Origin of the sequence: Nostoc sp. NMS7, from assembly GCF_017115085.1 — a bacterium.
GTDB lineage: Bacteria > Cyanobacteriota > Cyanobacteriia > Cyanobacteriales > Nostocaceae > Nostoc.
This window is the reverse complement of the sequence record NZ_JABXKJ010000229.1, coordinates 21,294-40,483: the sequence shown is the minus strand read 5'-3', so window position 1 is coordinate 40,483 and position 19,190 is coordinate 21,294. Positions and strand designations below refer to the sequence as shown.

Sequence of the window (19,190 nt, the reverse complement as noted above, 5' to 3'; positions counted from 1 at the left end):
ATGAGGTTTAGTAAACCTGTTGTTTAATTGGATGACAATAATATTAACAACGCTGTAACTGTGTTAACAACACAACAATTTCATCAATTGCCTGCCGCACAACTGTTGCAGGTTGTTCCGATTGATTCACGATAATACTAAAAACCAACGGCTCATATTTAGGCGCATTCAGATATCCAGATAGAGAAAGTACACCTGTTAAGGTACCTGTTTTGGCTTGCACAATGCCCTCAGCAGATGTATCTTGAAAGCGCCCTTTCAAGGTTCCACTTTTACCTGCCACGGGTAAAGATGCGCGATACACATATCCTGTTGGTGTTCTTGCTATTCCTCGCAAAGTTTGTACAAAAGCTTGTGGTGTCACTAAGTCACGACGTGATAAACCCGAACCATCCACTAAAACATAATTTGCTGGATCAACTCCCAATTTAGTTAAACTCGCTTTGACAACTTCCAAACCGGCATCAGCGCTAGTCTGATTTTTCCCTCTGGTTTTTTTCACAGCTAATGCTCTCAGCAGTGCTTCAGCATAAAGATTATTACTATTCTGAAGAGTTTCCATTAATAATTCAGATAAAGGTGGCGACTCTACAAATGCTATTTCCTGTTGATTAACACCACCACTTTCTACTAATGTTTGTCCCAAGGTAATTTTTTCTCTTGCCAAAGCAGTACGGAAGCGTCGTAAGAAGTAATAATTAGGGTCAACTACAGGCAAATCTATTAAAGACGGTTCCGAATTTGTTGTCAGTTGTCCTTGAATTCGTAATGCTGTTCCTGATAATTCGCGGGTAACGTTGACGTAGATTGGTTGATTTTGGGCAACCGTTACTGACTGATTAATTATCCGCCACTGTTTCGCCTCGCCAGCATCAATCCACAGCACTTGTAAAGATTTACCTACAGCCTGCGGTACAAGTTTTAAGCTAAAAATATTTTGATTTAGAATAAAGCTGCTGATTGGTGCGCCATAGTCTGACTGCACATCTTCCCATTGCCAAGTGGGGTTAACAATATCCCCTTGAATATAACTATCATCAGCTATCAATTGCTGAATTTGAGTAATACCTTTCTGTTTTAGCTGCTGTGCTAATGTTTGGAGTTGAGTATCACTTAAGCTGGGATCTCCCCTACCGACAACACGTAAAACACCTTTGCCATTCTGATAAATTGAGGTACGAATCCGAAAATTAGCACCCAACTGCTGCAATGCGGCTGCTGTTGTCAGCAACTTCAAGTTAGACGCGGGAGTAAAATATTTCTGAGCATCCCGACTGTAAAGAGTTTGCCCGGTTGACAGGGGTTGCACCAAAATTCCCCAGCGCCCCCGACTGAATAAGGGACGATTGATTACAGCATCTATAGCTGTTCCCAGTTGGGTAGAGCAAATTGATTTTGTGGTAGTTGTTGGTACAACTGGGGTTTGTGCTTTAGCTGCTGGCTGGGTAATACCAATTTGAGTACCCAGAAACAGCAGCATCAAGCTAAGAAAAATTTTCCTAGTCATCACATAGTTCTTAAAACTACTTGATGATAATACCTTGGTGTGGCATTTTTTTAACGTCAGTTCGACAGGAGGAAATTAACGCTTTGCTTTTGCTTTTACTTTTCCTTTTTGTTCTTCCTCTTCTTCCTCGTCTTCCTCGTCTTCCTCGTCTTCCTCTTCTTCCTCGTCTTCCTCTTCTGCCCCGAATACTTCGTCTATGAGTTCTTGCGCTCGCTTGTCTGAAATTTTCAAGGCTTCCTGAAGCTCAGAGATATAATCCTGTTCTGCTTCCGGTACTTCCTCATCAATCCCTACGACTAAGATAGCGGTAGTGTATGCAGCTTCTCGATAATTTTTATTCGGTAAGGATTCGATCGCCTGCTTCATTAGAACTTCAGCTTCTTCTTCTTCTAGTAAGCTGGTGACTTTCTCGGTTAACTCTTCAAAGTCTTCATCAGAGAAATCTTCAAATTGGGAAACGGCACCCAACATTTCACTCAAACCGTATTGTTCTTCTATGGTTATACCATCACCATCAGCAGCTGCGGAAAAGAGTCCAATAACTGCGATTGCAACTTCTGGTTCTAGAGCAACTGAACTAGCGCTACGGCCTTTGGGCAACTTGCGTTTAGACATAATTATCCTTCAAAAGTTACGTGATATTTCAGGAAGTAATACCTAGCAGTTGATAAAGCTTCCTAAATTTAGGATTCCCAAAAGAATGCGGAGAAATACATTGGTATGAATCTTTTTTCATAAAAAATACGTAGAGGATACATTCCTCTACGTATAAAAATAGTTAAACTGCCCAGAATTATCAAAAAGCGTTACAACTTCGTCCCACACTCAGCGCAGAAGTTGTGGGTAGGAGCATTTTTCGCACTACAATGGCTACAATATACTGCTTCTACTGCGGCTTTCGGTGGTTGCTTCTGCAAGCCGACCATTTGAGCGTTGCTCTTGCCAGGGATTACCATTGGATAGCAGTTTTCGTCTCTGGTGACGTGGACATTCACGATCACCGGGCCGTTATGTGCGAGCATTTCGGCGATCGCATCTTTCAATTCACTGCGATCGCTAATTACCATCCCTTTAATCCCATAGGCTTTTGCTAACAACTCTACGTCTGGCATCCCTACTTCCATGTTTGAGCATGAGTAACGCTCACCATAGAAGGCTTGCTGCCACTGGCGCACCATCCCTTGCCAGCCGTTATTGATAATTAATGTCTTGACATTTATCCCATACTGTGCTAATGTGCCAAGTTCCTGTAAACACATTTGGAAACTGGCATCACCGCTAATACAGATGACTTCTTCATCAGGAAACGCCACTTTTGCGCCCATTGCCGCAGGTAAGCCAAAACCCATCGTTCCCAAACCAGCACTAGAAATCCAGCGCCTTGGGCCATTCTTCAGAAATTGTGCTGCCCACATTTGATGTTGTCCGACATCTGTGGTGTAGAAAGCGTGGGGTGCTTGACGACTGACTTCTACAATCACTTCTTGGGGTGAAATGCTGTCGGCATGGTGCGGCACTATTAGAGGATACTCTTCGCGCCAACGGTTAACTAAATTTAACCACTCTTGGTTTTGATTCGGTGTAGCCTTAACGCCTGTTTCTTTGCATCGACGCAACAAGTCTACTAAGACGTTCCGCACATCGCCGACGATGGGCACTTCGGGAACGCGGTTTTTGCCGACTTCTGCGGGATCGATGTCGATGTGAATTACTTTGGCGCGGGAGGCGAATTCGTCTAATTTGCCTGTAACGCGATCGTCAAATCTAGCGCCAACGCAAATCAGCAAGTCACAATCGCTAACGGCGAAGTTAGCGTAAGCAGTGCCGTGCATCCCCAACATTCCCAAAGCTAGGGGATGATGTTCGTCAAAGGCACCGATCCCCATTAAGGTTGTGGTGACAGGGATATTGAATAATTCAGCTAGTTCTTTGACTTCTTCATGGGCGCCGGCTGCGATCGCACCACCACCGACATATAATAGCGGACGGCGACTTTCAGTAATCAACTGAATCGCGGCATTAATCTGCCGGGGATTTCCCTTTACCGTAGGACGATAACCGCGTAACTTCACTGAACCTGGTTTCACAGGCACATAGTCAAATTCTTCTAAAGCTACATCTTTGGGGACATCAATCAAAACTGGCCCCGGACGCCCAGTGCTAGCGATATGAAAGGCTTCGGCGACAATTCGCGCCATATCTTTGGCATCCCGCACTACATAGGAGTGCTTCACAATCGGTAGGGTAATCCCGTAAATATCAGTTTCCTGAAAGGCATCTGTACCAATCGACGGACGTGCTACTTGCCCTGTAACCACAACCATTGGGATCGAATCCATGTAAGCTGTGGCGATGCCTGTCACCAAGTTAGTTGCTCCTGGTCCAGAAGTGCCAAAGCATACTCCTACCTTGCCAGTTGCACGGGCGTAACCATCAGCAGCGTGGGCTGCGCCTTGTTCGTGTCTGACGAGAATGTGCTTCATAGCACCAGTTGCTTGCACCTTATACAGGTCGTCGTAAATTGGGAGAATTGCTCCACCAGGATAACCAAAAATATAATCAACACCGTGGCGATGAAGGCTGTCAAGCAGGGCAAAACCGCCAGATGCACGTTTGGGTAGGACTGGTGGGCTAGAAATACGAGACTGTTTGTGATTCTCGGTTTGTAGGAGACTAATTTCGGAAAGCGATGGCACGGTCAAACCTCAGACTATAGCTAAAATAAATGCTGAATTCTGTAGTTAGTATTTCATTTTAATTGAAAAGTTCAATCAAAATCCGAGAATTTTTTAGATTAAATATAAATCTAGACTATTAGCCTACATTAATTAAATTACGTCTTGCAAGACTTTGCGGGTATTTTTCCAAGCCCAAACCCCGACAACTGCAACAACAATACTCATTCCGACAAGTACAAATCGCAAGCCCAGAGCATCAGTTAATGGCCCAGTAATCGCTAAGGGTAAGGCCAGAGCGATGTTAACAGCATGATTTTGAAAGCCAAATACTTTACCGTGCATCGTAGGTGGTGTTTGCTGTTGAATCAAAGTTTGCATGGGCACACCAATTAAGGCAGCACCTATACCCAAAAATGCACAGAGTCCTAGCGCCAGCAATAAGTTCTGCGTAAAAGTGAATACTCCTAAAACTAGTGCAATCATCAAAAATCCTATTAAAGGTAGGGGCTTGTGATGAAATTTTTCGCCCCAGTTACCTAAAATTGCCGCACCAAATACCATACCCACCCCTGCTGCTGCTAAGAAAAAGCCAAACTGTTTTTCTTTAAGACCAAACTCTGCGGCTAATCGAATTGTCAGCACTGTTAAGGCTGCAAACACACAATATAAAGTTGTCAGTTGCAGCATGGCGTTCAAAATCAAAGGGTTTTTCTTGAGATAGCGCAGACTCTCGGTGAATTCAGCCCAAGGGTTATTTGATGCCCGATTTTGCTTCGGTCGTTTGGGTTCTTTAAACTTAATCAGTTGGATGATCGCACCCGATAATATGTATAATCCACCTACCACAAGCTCTTGACCGTATTCTTCTCCCATCAAGCTTTTCGCCAAACTCAAAATCGGCTCTCCGATCGCAAAGCCAACAATTAAAGCTCCCATCATCGTACTGGTAAACAGTGCATTCGCTGCTAACAAATTCTCTCGCTTCACCAACAAAGGAATCGCTGCTTGTTCAGCTGGTGCAAAAAACTGCGTCACCGTGGAAATGGCAAAAGTCAGGATTAACAGAATCAGGAACTGTCGGGGTAATAAGGGAAGACATAGCGTTAATATTCCCCGCACGACATCTGAGCCGACCATAATCAGCTTTTTTGGCAAGCGGTCAACAAAGATGCCACCGGCAGAGCCGAACAAAATTGCTGGTATTGTAAAGGACAGCATCAAAGTTGAGTACATGGAGTTTTGTGCCAGCCCCGGAAGCGGTGGGTAGTTCTCCAACAGAGCAATCAGCAAAACGAAAAAGACTTTATCTGCTAACTGGGACAACAATTGCCCAATCCACAGGAGCATAAAACCACGGTTTTTTAGCAGTGAGCCAAACCCTTTATTAACAGCAGCAGGTTCAGTTGGAAACATTAAATACTTTCTTTGGGTAGATGGGCATTGGGCACTTGTACTGAGCGAAGTCGTTGGCGTAGCCTCTCGTAGAGAAGTATTGGGCACTTGTACTGAGCGAAGTCTGAACAGCGTCTCGTAGAGAAGTCGTTGGTGCAGCCTCTGGTAGAGAAGTATTGGGCAGAGGGGAGAATAAATGCTGACTCCTAACTCCTAACTCCTCACTCCTAACTCTATTGTCCGGATTAATTTGCTTCATACCGCTTTAACAGCATAAGCAAAAACTCAGATGCTGTCAGATGACCTTTGGGTGGAAAAATACCAATAGACGAATCTACCCAGCAGCCTTGTACAGTTTGGGGGGATTTCCATATTGACAAATGATCAACTGCTGGCTCTGCATAAAAATTATCTTGCCCACTACCTAGCAAACAGGAACTCCAATGGGTGAAATAATCATGACTCATCCGATGAATCGGGAAATTAGCCTCTAGTGGTACTCCCCATCCATCTATAGCAATAAACGCTTTCACATGACCACCCAAGAGTTGCCACAAATATGCTGCTCCTATTGCCCCGACCACGCCAGCACTAAAGCTAATGAATATAATTGGTGATTTTAGCTGAAGGGACTTGCTAACGCGCAAAAATTGCAAAATGTGAAATGCTGATAAAACTAAAAAATCCTGACCCGGATAAACCAGTATATTAGCTGGCTTTTGACTGACTGAGCTATGAGAAATTAAATCTAACAATTCTACTCTAAAACTTTCACTTAAATCTGGCTGATGAATTCCAGGGCAAATAATTATACTCATCCGTCTATCGTATTAGCAGCTTTTACAATCAGTAATAATTTAACTTACTAGAAAGATTTCGGCATGAGTTTGAGCGCTTACAACTCATTTTTTCAGTTCTGTAGATGTTGACTCTTCTCGAAATTCCGGTTCTAATTTTTCTTGAGATTTGGACGGAGTTACATACGCCACTGCACCCAGTCCAGCCATTGCACCGCCGATGATATACATAATATTTCTACTCAAATATTGAGAGCCGACGTATCCAAAGGCGATTGCTACGACTGTTGTAGCGATAATCTGAGGTAGTTTCATATTACTTAAGATGCAGTTCTTTAACTAATTATAAAGTGATTGGAGACACTCTCAGCATCTGTCCTCGCTGTGATCAATCAAGAGGTGGAGGGTATAGATTTCTAGAATCGAGTTGGAGCAAGTCTATAAAATTGCTCTAATTCTTCTGCTTAATTGTTTGTTACATACTTGTAAATTTTCTCCACGACTTACTTAAATGCTAAATTTTATTTAGCCACCCAGCAGGAGTTTTCTTTTTCTTATGTGGTTCTGGTCTGCCGATTCAGTAGAACAAGAATTATTTGAAATGATTTTACAAACTGAATCGAAAATATTTGTGTCCAAAGTATATTTAAAATCTCTTTGTTAAAATACTGAATTCCGAAACTTTTACTGCCTACTTATTTATAAGCCTTAAGAGATTTGTTAGTGTCGCTCCTGAGTAGTATTGAATATCGGGAGAATGAGTAACTTTATCTACAACCAAACCAATTTTCATTCCAGATGTATAGGTGACTCCAGAACGGGTAGTTTGTTCAATGCGAATTTCATACTTAACAGGTTGCCCTGGTTGAAGCCAAGAATCAAAGCGATCGCCCAAATTGATCTGGTAAGCATCGGCCCAGTGAGGATAGGGTCGATGTGGAACAAGTGGGTAAGACATCTCGCTGACTTTGGAGTTGTTCTGGAACAAAATAATTGTCAATTTAACCGTTTTTAACTCGCCCAGAAGCTTACCTTCATCTAAAAGAGTAAAATTGCGGGAATCGGAGAAGCGATCAAATCCTTTAAATTTAAAACGTCCTAAACGTTTAGGGTGAATACCTCCAGTAATCGCAATTTCGGTTTGGTTTGGCGAATTATTGAGTTTATATTCCAATGTCCCTGGAATATAAAATTGCAATTTCCCCGATTCAGTAATTTCAACTTTTAGCGAAGGATCTCCTAAATCCTGTGGGCGTTTAACAGTTTGCCAAGACACTTTAAAAGAACTTTAGACGGTTTCTAATAAACGATAACTATCTCGGACATCCGAACCAGTACCAAGTAGACTCCGTAGTCCCGTTTTTTTCGACAAATTTTTCTTGATCAGCCCAATGCTTCGATCAACTAACAGGCTAACGCGATTGCTATAACTAATTTGTTCTTGAGGAATTTCTGTACCCTTGACTAACAATACTTGACCGTAACTACTAAGTTCCCCATCTCTACCGTTGCGTCCCGGTTGACCAATAAGTCCATTCTCACAAGTCAAATCTCTCTGCTGTGATAGACCAATATATTTCCAGCCATAACGGTAGTTTGGATCTAAAATTGCTAGCTGGGGTCGATTTTGTTGTTCGTCATAGAACGCATCACCCGTACAGCGAAATAATTCTCTTTTAATTTCTTTCCACTGTGCTTTCTCTACATTGATTTGTTGCGCCATCAATGCCCAAGTGCAATAATTTACACTCCAGCGCGGTTGGGTACAGTTACATCCACTACCTGCTTGTCCGCTTTTTCCTCCAACACCTGCCCTCCCACCCCGATTACGTAACACCACATTCTTGAGTTGAGATAATGACTCAAAGTAAACAGTAGCATTACCGCTATTACCGCCATTACCACCATTACCACCATTACCACCATTACCACCTCTAGCACCGCATACATTCACTGTCACATCCTGGGGCTGTTGGCATCCAGAAGCTGGTTCACCAGAGGTAGCAGATTCTCCGGCTTCGCCATCTGTACCGGAGAGGTCAATCATTTGTAGTTGTTCGCTAGCGCGAATTATTTGATCTGATGCAGAGTTCCCGTCTCGTCCAGACCGACCATCTACACCATTTCTACCAGCTTGGCCAAAAGTTTGTACTTCAGCAGCAACAACATTGACAGCTAGACTGTTAATAATTGTTGCCAGAAGGCATAGTTTGAGAATGCACTGAAGCGGGTGATTAATATTTACACAAGTCAAATAAATTAAATAAAACTTTTGATATAGCAATCCTAAATGAGTTACGAACTGGGGTTTGAGTTGGGTAAAGCCAGCTATCATTGTTTTGTTGGGTACTTTCTTTATATAAGTGGTTTATTGAAGGCAGTGGTTGCTACAAATGAACCACCGACATTTAAACTGCCATTAGAACCAAAAACTATGCCATTGGGATTCACAAAAAACACGTTATGTCTCGTTCTACTTACTTATCTTTACATAGTTTGGTTTTTTCACCTCGTTCTACTTAAACAAGTAGAGACGTAGCACTGCTACGTCTCTACAAGGGTTCTGGGTAACGCATATTTAATTTCTGGAGATGTCTATTGGGTTAAGCCGTTGCACTATCCTGACTACCGCACCCGTCCCATTTGCCGCAATTGGCTGATATACAACAAAAACTCACTTAACTAGAAAAGAGTTGCCCAGTACGCAGTAATAATCACAGTACCTCTTTTGATGTATTATTTTCATTTTCCCACCTATCCTATCCCCCTGGATGGGATAATATGTTACTAGTAAGGGGGATGTTCAACTATTCCCTAACTTCATATCTCTCTGCACTTTGGTTATATAGAGGAACTGATTGTGGTTGCCACGCCGGAAAAAGTACAACATACCCACGAGCATCTATCAGGTAAAGACCGTGTAGCCGTATTGCTCATGGGCTACGGCGAAGTCGAAAGCTACGAAGATTTCGCCAACTATAACGAACAGGCTTTAAATCTACTGACAGCAAAATTTGCACCAGTACCAACCTGGATTTATCCCCCCTTGGCAAAACTTTTGGCGCTATTTGACCGCCACGAGTGGGGACACACACACCACGATTTTATCTCCCCACACAATGCCATCTTTGAACAGCAGCGTGCTGGGATTGAGAAGAATTTACAAGAAAAATGGGGTGATAATGTCCAAGTTTTCAAGGCTTTCAACTTCTGTGCCCCTTTCCTACCAAATCAAGTCTTGGCAGAAATCAAAAACCAAGGCTTCGATAAGCTGCTAATTTACCCACTGCTAGTTGTTGATTCTATCTTTACCAGTGGAATTGCGATCGAGCAAGTTAACAAGGCTCTGGTTGAATTAACTGATGGTGAAGAACACTGGGTTAAAGGACAGCGCTACATCCCTTCTTTCTTCAACGAGCCAGCCTACATCGATTTAATGGCTCATCTGGTTGAGGAGAAAATTGCTGAGTTAGCCGCAGCTTATCTACCTTCTCAAATCGGCATTGTGTTAATGAACCACGGTTGTCCTCATAAAGCTAAAGGATTTACTTCGGGGATTGCCGAAAGTGAAGCGATGTATGATTTGGTTCGGGATAAGTTGATTAATCGTTATCCCTTAATCTCAGTGGGTTGGCTAAATCACGATACACCTTTAATTGATTGGACACAGCCAAATGCAGAGCAAGCGGCAAATAACCTGATTCAATTGGGTGCGAAAGTAGTGATATTTATGCCAATTGGCTTTGCTACAGAAAACCACGAAACTTTATTGGATGTACACCATATCATCCATACTTTAGAAAAACAGCATACTGGTACGAACTACGTGCAGATGGCTTGCGTCAACGACCATCCGCAATTTTTGGCGATGGCGGCGCAATGGGCTGATGCTTATATTGCACAGCTGTTGTCAGACCAAACTTTGGTAGTTAATCCCCAACTAGCAGGTGATCACCATCACCACCATCACCACCATTAAGGGACTGACAAATCAAAAACATCCAATATTTTCTTGTGGGGTGGGTGTCTCACCCGCCCGTAAGCTAAGGCGGGCAAGACTTCGGCGTGAGCGCTCAGTCGAACGCTGCCCGCCCCACAAGATTGGATAGTTTATTTGTTGTAAATCCCTAAGTTTAGTAGGATGAGCAAAGCTTTGCCCACCCTACAACTAATTTACGCCCCGCAGCTTGCGAGTATTATCAACTAAACTCTGAGCAAATTGATCAAATCTCTGAGAGAGTTTCTCATCTAAGAGCTTGCCTTCAGGACTGAAAGCACCCCAAGCTTGTCCGATGGCAATTTGTTCGGGAATCACCCAACCGTGTACCCAACGGAGAATTATCCGTAGGTCATTTAGGGCGTTGCTATTAGACTGACCACCTAATACGCTGATTAGTCCTGTGACTTTATCCGCCAGTTGATCAAAACTCATCAAATCCAGAGCATTTTTCAGGACACCACTAACGCCACCATGATACTCAGGTGTCGCTAAAATTAACCCATCGGCGCGACTGACTGTATCTTGCAACCTCTGAACATCTGGATACTCTGGATACTCCTTTGCGCCAGTGCAGAACGGTAGCTGCAACTGCTGTAAATCGAGAATTTCTACCTCTGCACCCACAGCTTCAACCCTTTGCATTGCTACTTGTAAAGCAACCTGGGTATAGGAGCCTGGTCTTAAACTACCACCAATGCCAACAATCTTCACCATAATTAACCCACAAACTATTAACTAGCTACTATCGCCTGATTTTCTAAAACGGAATCGTTATGACTATAGTTATTTTAGCGATTTGTGTCGGAACTTTGTGTGGAAGTTAGACTAGATAAGAAAAGTGTAATTTCCAGTTATTACAATTTTGAAGAGAAGAATAGGCATAAAACCATAGCTCAACTTGTGCCAGCAGACAAAAGGTAATTATTATGACAAATTTGGGAAAAAAAGCATTGAGAAAAGAGCAGTCCTCAAAGCGAGTTGCTTGGGTTGGTGCAATCGCTGCTAGTTTGATTATGTTGCCAGGAATTTTCGGGAGTACTCCGGTCTTGGCACAAAAAGCAGAGACCACCCCTCTAACTTATGGCGACTTGCTCAAGAAAGCGAAGGCGGGAGAAATCCAAAAACTAGAGCTGGACGAAACCGAACAGCTAGCAAGGGTTTATCTCAAGGGACAAAAGGATGATACACCACCGCAACAGGTGAGACTTCTGGCACAAAACACAGAGTTGATTAACATACTCAAAGATAAAAATGTTGATTTTGGCGAAGTTTCCTCTGCTAACAGTCGAGCTGCTGTTGGGCTGTTGATCAATCTCATGTGGATTTTGCCCCTACTGGCTTTAATGGTATTGTTCCTCCGTCGCTCTACCAATGCTTCTAGCCAAGCGATGAATTTCGGCAAATCCAAAGCTCGCTTCCAAATGGAGGCAAAAACTGGAGTGAAATTTGAAGATGTCGCCGGGGTGGAAGAAGCTAAAGAAGAACTTGAAGAAGTTGTGACTTTCCTCAAACAGCCAGAAAGATTTACTGCTGTAGGCGCACGTATTCCCAAAGGAGTGCTGCTAATTGGCCCCCCTGGTACTGGTAAAACTTTACTAGCAAAAGCGATCGCCGGGGAAGCAGGTGTCCCATTCTTCAGTATTTCCGGTTCAGAATTTGTGGAAATGTTCGTCGGTGTAGGTGCATCTCGCGTGCGTGACCTCTTCAAAAAAGCCAAAGATAATGCTCCTTGTCTCATATTTATCGATGAAATTGACGCAGTAGGTAGACAACGGGGCGCTGGTATCGGTGGCGGTAACGACGAGCGCGAACAAACGCTCAACCAACTGCTCACCGAAATGGACGGTTTTGAAGGTAACACAGGGATCATTATTATTGCAGCCACGAACCGCCCAGATGTCTTAGATTCAGCGCTGCTCAGACCGGGACGCTTTGACAGGCAAGTGATGGTCGATCCACCGGATCTGAAAGGGCGACAAGAAATTTTGCAAGTCCACGCGCGGAATAAAAAAGTTGATCCTAGCGTATCATTAGAAGCGATCGCTCGTCGCACTCCTGGTTTTACTGGCGCAGACTTAGCCAACTTACTCAACGAAGCTGCCATTCTCACCGCTAGGAGACGCAAAGAAGCTGTCACCATTTTAGAAGTTGATGCTGCTATAGATCGAGTTGTTGCAGGTATGGAAGGTACCGCCTTGGTAGACAGCAAGAGCAAGCGCTTGATTGCCTATCATGAAGTTGGACATGCTTTAGTGGGCACATTACTCAAAGAGCATGACCCTGTGCAGAAAGTTACACTCATCCCACGCGGACAAGCACTAGGATTAACTTGGTTTACTCCCAACGAAGAACAGGGGTTAATTTCCCGTTCCCAACTCAAAGCTAGGATTACTGCTACTTTGGGTGGTCGCGCCGCTGAGGAAATCGTTTTTGGTAAGCCAGAAGTGACCACAGGTGCAAGCAATGACTTGCAACACGTAACAGGGATGGCACGGCAGATGGTGACACGTTTCGGGATGTCAGAATTAGGACTATTATCCTTGGAAAACCAGAGTGCAGAGGTCTTTTTGGGACGTGACTGGATGAATAAATCAGACTATTCTGAAGAAATTGCTGCCAAGATTGATGCACAAGTACGCGAAATTGTCAACAATTGTTATATCAAGTCCAAAGAACTGTTGTCAGAAAACCGCATAGTTTTGGAGCGTTTAGTAGATTTGCTAGCAGAACAGGAGACTATTGAAGGCGATTTATTCCGCAAAATTGTTGCTGATAATACCCAGCAGGTAGCCGATGCACAAGTGCCTGTACCTCATTAGGGTATTGCCCTGTTGTACTGTCCAGAAATAAATTAACAATTACTTAAAAACCCGGTTTTGATAAAGAAGCCGGGTTTTTTTACCCTTCTATTTAAGATTAAGCGATCGCAAATACCTACCCAAACCTATACAAAGCGGAGTCTGATGCAGCAGTATAGTTCAGTTAAGGTCGCTTGACACCACTTTGTAGTGCGATCGCAAACCGTCTCCATAAGAATAGCTTGGTGCGGACAGCATCAATTTTTGCTAACTACTGCTGTCAGTCAAACTGCTAGAGAAACAGGAAGTGCGATCGCCTGATTTTGCGTTGAAAGCAGCATTTTTTAACCGCCAAGTGCGTCAAAAAATTAACAATACAAAAATACTATTAAGAAGACATGACTTGGAAGATATACACACCTATACTATATATTTACTTAAAGCAAGTTACTATGCACATAGTTCACTGCTAATTTACCTAAAAGTGGCAGATATACAGTAGGAAATCTATGTATTTACTGCAATTGAAGGTATAATAAGTAAAAACCTATCCAATAAGAGTTAGCTTGCTAATTTATTGGTAGGTGTGTAGCTTTAAAGTTGCTGGTGGGGCAATCTAAAGACTATGGTGTAGCTGCAAGAATTTATAGTCTAATTGCTATTGCAATGAGTGCCAACCTTCAAAGCTCAGTCAAGTTGAGCATAAAAATCTGTACTTTACTTGCAAGAGGGCAGCTTATCAAGTTGAGCTTCTTGATTAAAAATTTCAACCACTAAATATTAAAATTTAGGCAATTAAAATAAGAGAACATTATGAAGCTTGAGAGCGTGGTTATCAAAAGATTTCGGAGCATTGAGAGTTCTGAATTAACTAATTGTGGTGGGTTTAACGTTCTTATTGGCAAGAACAACTCTGGTAAATCAAGTGTTCTTTCAGCTATACACGCTTTCTTCAACTGTTTACATGATGGTGAAGTACTTACTCTTAAACCGAAAATTGGTAGGGAGATTGATTTTTTTGATAAGAAGACTCAAGTTCCTATCGAGATTTCTCATACTTTTTCTTTAACACTGGCTGAAAGAGATGTTTTGATTCGAGACATTGTGACAGAATCGCCACAAATGAAAAATGCAGTTGATGGTATTGATCCCTCACTGCGTCTATTTGTAACTCTTGTTATTATGCCTTCATTATCATCTTTCAGTTATGTAAAGAAACTCAGTCTGGGAGGAACAGGAAAGGTTGGAACAAAACATTCTGATCCTGAAAGGGTTATTTTAAGCATTGATGAAACTAGTGCTTTGGAAATTTATAGTAATTTTTTATACTGCCATAAATTGAGTAAAAAAATAGAAGAATTAAGTTCTTTTGACAGCGAGAAACTTCGAGGATATTTACCACGACAAATACGTGAACGCCCACCAATGGAATATTTATCCTCAGTTTTAAATTTTAATACTGAAGTTATGTCATTAATCGAGAATAGATCTGGTTCAAAAGCATCTTTTGAATAAATAGAAAACATTATTTCAGAACTTATATCTAATTTTAAGGAAGAATTTCAAGCAATTCTAAACCAACCATTGAAGAATAAGGTAGGGACTTTTTCTGGTGAAGATTCTTCGATTCCTAATTATGTAAAAAATCTGTTGCAAAGAATAGGCAAGATAAAAATTCTTTATCTAACAGAAAGACGTAAAGAGATAGGTAAAGAAGAAGCAGATCGCCTTCTTTCCTTAAAAGTAAAACGAGGCGGAAATGAGATTCTTAAAAATATTCAAGAAACTGTTGCTGCCTTGCTGGGGGTACATATAGATGCCTTTGAAAGTAGCCCTTCTTCGCCTACAAGCCAAGCATCGGCTGAGATGGACGTTGATAACTTTTTAGTAGAAGTAAATGGTTCAGGAATTAAAGAGGCTTTGAGATTATTACTAGATGTTGAATTTGAACATTCTGATATACTACTTGTTGAAGAACCAGAAATACATTTACACCCTGCTATCGAAACGAGCATGATGCGATATCTAAAACGTATCAGTAGTGACTGTCAAGTTTTTTTAACAACTCATTCAACTAACTTCTTAGATACTGCTGAGATGAATAATGTGTATTTGGTGACAAAACCAAACTCGACTCAAATACAGCAATTGGATGTTGGAGAAGCTGAAGCAAAAATTCCACAAGAGCTTGGGATTAGGTTAAGTTCCCTCTTCATGTTTGATCGTCTTATTTTTGTAGAAGGTCAATCAGATGAAGATGCCATTCGAGAATGGGCTTCTGTATTAGGAATCAACCTTAGTCAAGCAAATGTAGGATTTATTCATATGGGCGGTGCGCGCAATTTCGCACACTTTGCAACAGAAGCAACTCTGGAGTTTCTAACAAAGCGTCAAGTTAAAATGTGGTTTCTTATTGATCGCGACGAAAAAGAGGATTATGAAATTATTAAAATGCAAAAGATGCTTGGTAACAACGCTAAAATTAAAGTTTTAAAGAAACGAGAAATTGAAAATTATTTAATATGCTCAAGAGCTATAAAAATTTTTATAGCGTATAAAAAGAAATTAATAAGTAATTTAAGTCAGGAGTCGCCAACGTAAAGCGAAATTAATACTGAAATTCATGTATGTGCCGAAATGCTAAAGCAGTTTGCCATAGATAAAAGAGTTGCTAAAATTGCGTGTAAACCTATTTATCCAGATGCAAAAGGTATTTTTAAGGATTTTGTTAACCAAGAAACTGTTGTTAGGATAATAGACTCGATCCAAAAGATAATTGATCAGTTAGAATTAGAAAAAACCAATGTAGAGACTATCTATTCAAATAAATCTAATGAGATAAACGCTGCTTGGCGATCTAAAAAGTTAGACTTAGTTCCTGGTGATATCCTACTAGATGAAGTTTGTAAAAAATATAATGTTCGTTTTAAGAAAGAAAAAGATACTTCTCGATTAGCAAGTTTAATGGAGAAAGATGAAATTGACCAAGAGATTAAAGACATTATTCAGGAAATAGTTGCTTAAAATAGGTTAGTGTGATCACTAATCTCATATCGTGCATTAGCTCTTGCGTAACGCATGAATCGATGCGATCAGAAACATTGAACAATATCGCTGCGTTTCCGTTCATAACAAAATTATTGACTAAATTATAAAAAGATTAAAAAAGGCAAAATAATAAATTCATGGCTGTTATCTAATCGCGTAGTCAGCTACTTCAGATAAATCAGCAAATTAAATCCCGGAATCGTGCGGGAAAGTGTCCATAAAACCAGCGTAATGTAAATTACACCCAAACTCCATTGATACCAAGCAAGTGCAGAGATGATACCTGGTAGGTGTTCGTCTCGTAGGCGGATGTCGTTAAATCCTAATTTAACTAGGTTGTTGAGGCTAAAATCATAGTAGTTGAGCTAGTTCCAACAGCGATCGCTTTGGAGGAACATCATTTATCTCTAAACTGAGTTGAGCAATTGCCAAAGCTTTTTGGTACAGTATTCTAGAAAATCGATATCACGAGAATAGGCGTTCGCCTTTGGCGTTGGCGCAGCCATCGCTGATTGCAATTGCCAGTTTATTTGCTCAAAATCGAGAACGCAGTTGCTATGATCAAACGCCTGCTTGTGGTAGAATCCCCCGGAAAAGTCAAAAAACTCAGTCAAATTCTGGGTGCAGATTGGAAAGTTCTCGCCAGTTGTGGTCACATCCGAGAACTCAGCAATGAAGGGGATGATTCCTTGGGCTTTGTCATGGACGGTAGTAATGTCCGGTGCAATTACGTCCCGCGTGACCAACGAGCGAAGGAAACAATCCAGAAACTCAAGTCTGCGGTGAGGCAGGTTGATGAAGTTGTCTTAGCAACTGACCCAGACCGAGAAGGCGAGACAATCGCTTGGCACCTGAAAGAAACGCTGGGTCTAAGGGAACCGAAACGAGTAATTTATAGTGAGATTACAGCATCGGCGGTGCAGAGTGCGATCGCTAATCCTAGAAAGCTAGACCAAAATTTGATCGGTGCTGGGCTGTGCCGAGATTGCCTAGATAAGTTGGTAGGTTATAAAGGTAGCCCTTTAGTTTGGGCATTGAATAACGGGGCTAAGAGTGTTGGCAGAGTCCAAAGCGCCACGTTACACCTGATTTGTCAGCGAGAAAACGAAATTCTGGCTTTTGTCCCCCAAGATTACTGGAGTGTCTGGGTAGATTATGCTGAAGGATTCCGGGCTTTTTACAAAGGGACGGTCGATTCTGCCAAAGATGCAGCAGAACAAGAAACTGAAACTAACGATGACGCGAAGGTAGGTAATAGTACAGAAGCACCGGAGTCTAAGCGTGTTCTTTCCGAAGCAGAGGCTACACGTTTAGTTGAAGAAGCACAGCGACATCCTCATCAGGTGATTCATTTTGAAGGAAAAATCGTTAACCGCCAGCCACCGCCACCATTTACAACTTCCAGCCTTCAGCAAGCAGCCGGTTCAAAGCTGAGATTTGCTCCTGACAAAACCATGATTGTTGCCCAAAAGCTTTATGAGGCAGGGCTGATTACATATATGCGAACAGATTCAGTGATGCTAAGTCCAGAATTTTGTGCCAGCGCCCGTAAATGGTTAGAGCAAAATGACCCCCAGAATGTACCGCAGCAAGTCGCCAAGCATCGTAGTAGCAAGTCGGCTCAAGAAGCACATGAAGCGATTCGTCCAACGGATGTATTTCGTCCCTCAATTCAGTTGCGTTCTGAACTTCCTAATGATGAGTTTAATCTGTATGTAATGATTTGGAAACGCTCAATTGCCTCTCAGTGTCGTGCTGCCCAATTGCGTAAAACTTTGGTGATTACTCAGTCTGGTTCCCTACTCTGGTCAGCTAGAGGGCAAGTGATTGAATTTTACGGTTATGCTCGGTACTGGAACAATCTCAGCAAGGATAGTATTTTACCTTCATTAGAACAGGGACAAGCGCTGAAACTGGAGAATGCTGGACATGAGCAGAAGCAGACGCAGCCACCACCCCGTTATAGTGAACCTAAATTAGTGCAACTGATGGAACGTAAAGGAATTGGTCGCCCAAGTACCTATGCTCCTACTGTTGCTACCTTAAAAAAACGGAATTATGTGGAGTTGAAAAAAGACCATCTGCAACCGACGGCGTTAGGGTTAGAAGTTGATGCGTTTTTGCTCAAAGCATTACCAGATTTATTAGAGGCGGAATTCACAGCGAAAATGGAGGATGCTCTTGATGCAATTTCTGAAGGAAAAAACTCTTGGCAGCATTATTTAACTAGTTGGAATCAGAATTATTTTGTACCAGCGCTCTCCAAAGCGAAAACTGTAGTTGCGAGTTCCTCAACAGGTAAAGCGAATGTGATCAGCGAGCGCCAATATGAAACTTCCAAGACTCGATGCCCTGAATGCAAAAATTTTCTCGCCAAAATTCCGAGCAGTAAACTCAAAAAGAAATATTTTCTCAAATGCACAAAAGGCTGTGAAAATGTCGTGCTATTTTGGAGCGACTTTAACAAAACTTGGGAGCCACCACGAACGAAAGCAGTCCAGGCTGAGAATCAACAAAAGCCTCCGGTGAAAATGACAGCATATCCCTGCCCAGTATGTAAGAAACCTCTAGAGGAGTACAATTATGTCAAAGATGGGCAGAGTAAGAAAATGTTGCGATGTTCTGACCCGCGATCGCGTCAGGATACTAAACATAAAGATGTCGCTTATTTTAGTACGCCAAAAGGCTGGTGGAGTCCGAAGTTTGGGGAGTTAGAAGTTAGGAGTTAGGAGTACCCCTGTTAAGGTGATATGTAGCTTGAATTTCATATTCTTTCAAACAAAATCTTCACTTGTTCTTTTATAATTTTGAAAATTCCGAGTTCAAAGGTGCAACTTCCGAGTTCAAAGGTGCAACTTCCGAGTTCAAAGGTGCAACTTCCGAGTTCAGAGGCTCAACTTCCGAGTTCAGAGGCTCAACTTCCGAGTTCAAAGGTGCAACTTCCGAGTTCAGAGGCTCAACTTCCGAGTT

At 42.1% G+C, this 19,190-nt stretch carries 16 protein-coding genes and 1 pseudogene; 6 read left to right on the top strand and 11 right to left on the bottom strand.

The genetic code is table 11. The features are described from left to right. Positions 1-43: 43 nt before the first annotated feature. The 9 genes from dacB to HWQ38_RS40610 all read right to left on the bottom strand — a co-directional run bounded on the left by dacB (position 44) and on the right by HWQ38_RS40610 (position 8,834). A complete protein-coding gene (gene dacB, locus HWQ38_RS28940; protein WP_292800763.1) occupies positions 44-1,507 on the bottom strand; it encodes a D-alanyl-D-alanine carboxypeptidase/D-alanyl-D-alanine-endopeptidase in 1,464 nt (487 codons plus the stop codon). 75 nt (positions 1,508-1,582) lie between these two features. After that, positions 1,583-2,122 carry a tellurite resistance TerB family protein gene (locus tag HWQ38_RS28935; protein WP_292800761.1) on the bottom strand — a complete coding sequence of 180 codons (540 nt, stop codon included), beginning with the start codon at positions 2,120-2,122 and terminating at the stop codon, positions 1,583-1,585. A 191-nt stretch (positions 2,123-2,313) separates the two neighbouring features. Next, positions 2,314-4,203 (bottom strand): biosynthetic-type acetolactate synthase large subunit, encoded by a 1,890-nt coding sequence (gene ilvB, locus HWQ38_RS28930; protein WP_292800760.1) that lies wholly within the window; start codon positions 4,201-4,203, stop codon positions 2,314-2,316. 132 nt (positions 4,204-4,335) lie between these two features. Further along, complete coding sequence (locus HWQ38_RS28925) at positions 4,336-5,598, bottom strand: MFS transporter (RefSeq protein ID WP_292800813.1); 1,263 nt, start codon at positions 5,596-5,598, stop codon at positions 4,336-4,338. 224 nt (positions 5,599-5,822) lie between these two features. Beyond that, complete coding sequence (locus HWQ38_RS28920; protein ID WP_292800758.1) at positions 5,823-6,395, bottom strand: hypothetical protein; 573 nt, start codon at positions 6,393-6,395, stop codon at positions 5,823-5,825. Positions 6,396-6,479: 84 nt separating this feature from the next. Further along, positions 6,480-6,689, bottom strand: a complete 210-nt coding sequence (locus HWQ38_RS28915) for a hypothetical protein (RefSeq protein ID WP_292800756.1) — start codon at positions 6,687-6,689, stop codon at positions 6,480-6,482. A gap of 376 nt (positions 6,690-7,065) precedes the next feature. Continuing rightward, positions 7,066-7,650: a hypothetical protein gene (locus HWQ38_RS28910; RefSeq protein WP_292800754.1), complete on the bottom strand. Its 585-nt coding sequence runs from the start codon at positions 7,648-7,650 to the stop codon at positions 7,066-7,068. Between the two features lie 12 nt (positions 7,651-7,662). Then, positions 7,663-8,709 (bottom strand): hypothetical protein, encoded by a 1,047-nt coding sequence (locus tag HWQ38_RS28905; protein ID WP_292800753.1) that lies wholly within the window; start codon positions 8,707-8,709, stop codon positions 7,663-7,665. Positions 8,710-8,729: 20 nt separating this feature from the next. Then, positions 8,730-8,834 (bottom strand): filamentous hemagglutinin N-terminal domain-containing protein, encoded by a 105-nt coding sequence (locus HWQ38_RS40610; RefSeq protein ID WP_366933354.1) that lies wholly within the window; start codon positions 8,832-8,834, stop codon positions 8,730-8,732. 400 nt (positions 8,835-9,234) lie between these two features. Here HWQ38_RS40610 and HWQ38_RS28900 point away from each other — a divergent pair, with 400 nt between their 5' ends. Then, entirely contained in the window at positions 9,235-10,353 is a 1,119-nt protein-coding gene (locus HWQ38_RS28900; RefSeq protein ID WP_292800751.1) for a ferrochelatase, read from the top strand. Between the two features lie 189 nt (positions 10,354-10,542). Here the strand turns inward: HWQ38_RS28900 and HWQ38_RS28895 are convergent, their stop codons facing one another. Further along, on the bottom strand, positions 10,543-11,088 hold the full coding sequence (locus tag HWQ38_RS28895) for an NADPH-dependent FMN reductase (RefSeq protein WP_292800749.1): 546 nt from the start codon (positions 11,086-11,088) through the stop codon (positions 10,543-10,545). Between the two features lie 212 nt (positions 11,089-11,300). Here HWQ38_RS28895 and ftsH point away from each other — a divergent pair, with 212 nt between their 5' ends. From ftsH to HWQ38_RS28875, 4 genes are all read left to right on the top strand, one after another. Beyond that, complete coding sequence (gene ftsH, locus HWQ38_RS28890; protein WP_292800747.1) at positions 11,301-13,193, top strand: ATP-dependent zinc metalloprotease FtsH; 1,893 nt, start codon at positions 11,301-11,303, stop codon at positions 13,191-13,193. Between the two features lie 792 nt (positions 13,194-13,985). After that, complete coding sequence (locus HWQ38_RS28885) at positions 13,986-14,687, top strand: AAA family ATPase (protein WP_292800745.1); 702 nt, start codon at positions 13,986-13,988, stop codon at positions 14,685-14,687. Between the two features lie 69 nt (positions 14,688-14,756). Then, on the top strand, positions 14,757-15,773 hold the full coding sequence (locus HWQ38_RS28880) for an AAA family ATPase (protein ID WP_366933353.1): 1,017 nt from the start codon (positions 14,757-14,759) through the stop codon (positions 15,771-15,773). A 36-nt stretch (positions 15,774-15,809) separates the two neighbouring features. Then, positions 15,810-16,196 carry a hypothetical protein gene (locus HWQ38_RS28875; RefSeq protein ID WP_292800743.1) on the top strand — a complete coding sequence of 129 codons (387 nt, stop codon included), beginning with the start codon at positions 15,810-15,812 and terminating at the stop codon, positions 16,194-16,196. Positions 16,197-16,384: 188 nt separating this feature from the next. Here the strand turns inward: HWQ38_RS28875 and HWQ38_RS28870 are convergent. Continuing rightward, positions 16,385-16,603 (bottom strand): annotated as a pseudogene (locus HWQ38_RS28870) (pentapeptide repeat-containing protein); the annotation flags it as partial. A 174-nt stretch (positions 16,604-16,777) separates the two neighbouring features. Between HWQ38_RS28870 and topA the strand changes: the two are divergent. Continuing rightward, positions 16,778-18,949 (top strand): type I DNA topoisomerase, encoded by a 2,172-nt coding sequence (topA, locus tag HWQ38_RS28865; RefSeq protein WP_292800741.1) that lies wholly within the window; start codon positions 16,778-16,780, stop codon positions 18,947-18,949. Positions 18,950-19,190: the final 241 nt, after the last annotated feature.

Coding starts and splice junctions, on each gene's coding strand:
- dacB (WP_292800763.1), bottom strand. CDS start 1,507: ATGACTAGGAAAATTTTTCTTAGCTTGATGCTGCTGTTTCTGGGTACT.
- HWQ38_RS28935 (WP_292800761.1), bottom strand. CDS start 2,122: ATGTCTAAACGCAAGTTGCCCAAAGGCCGTAGCGCTAGTTCAGTTGCT.
- HWQ38_RS28925 (WP_292800813.1), bottom strand. CDS start 5,598: ATGTTTCCAACTGAACCTGCTGCTGTTAATAAAGGGTTTGGCTCACTG.
- HWQ38_RS28920 (WP_292800758.1), bottom strand. CDS start 6,395: ATGAGTATAATTATTTGCCCTGGAATTCATCAGCCAGATTTAAGTGAA.
- HWQ38_RS28915 (WP_292800756.1), bottom strand. CDS start 6,689: ATGAAACTACCTCAGATTATCGCTACAACAGTCGTAGCAATCGCCTTT.
- HWQ38_RS28905 (WP_292800753.1), bottom strand. CDS start 8,709: ATGATAGCTGGCTTTACCCAACTCAAACCCCAGTTCGTAACTCATTTA.
- HWQ38_RS28895 (WP_292800749.1), bottom strand. CDS start 11,088: ATGGTGAAGATTGTTGGCATTGGTGGTAGTTTAAGACCAGGCTCCTAT.
- ftsH (WP_292800747.1), top strand. CDS start 11,301: ATGACAAATTTGGGAAAAAAAGCATTGAGAAAAGAGCAGTCCTCAAAG.
- HWQ38_RS28885 (WP_292800745.1), top strand. CDS start 13,986: ATGAAGCTTGAGAGCGTGGTTATCAAAAGATTTCGGAGCATTGAGAGT.
- HWQ38_RS28875 (WP_292800743.1), top strand. CDS start 15,810: ATGCTAAAGCAGTTTGCCATAGATAAAAGAGTTGCTAAAATTGCGTGT.
- topA (WP_292800741.1), top strand. CDS start 16,778: ATGATCAAACGCCTGCTTGTGGTAGAATCCCCCGGAAAAGTCAAAAAA.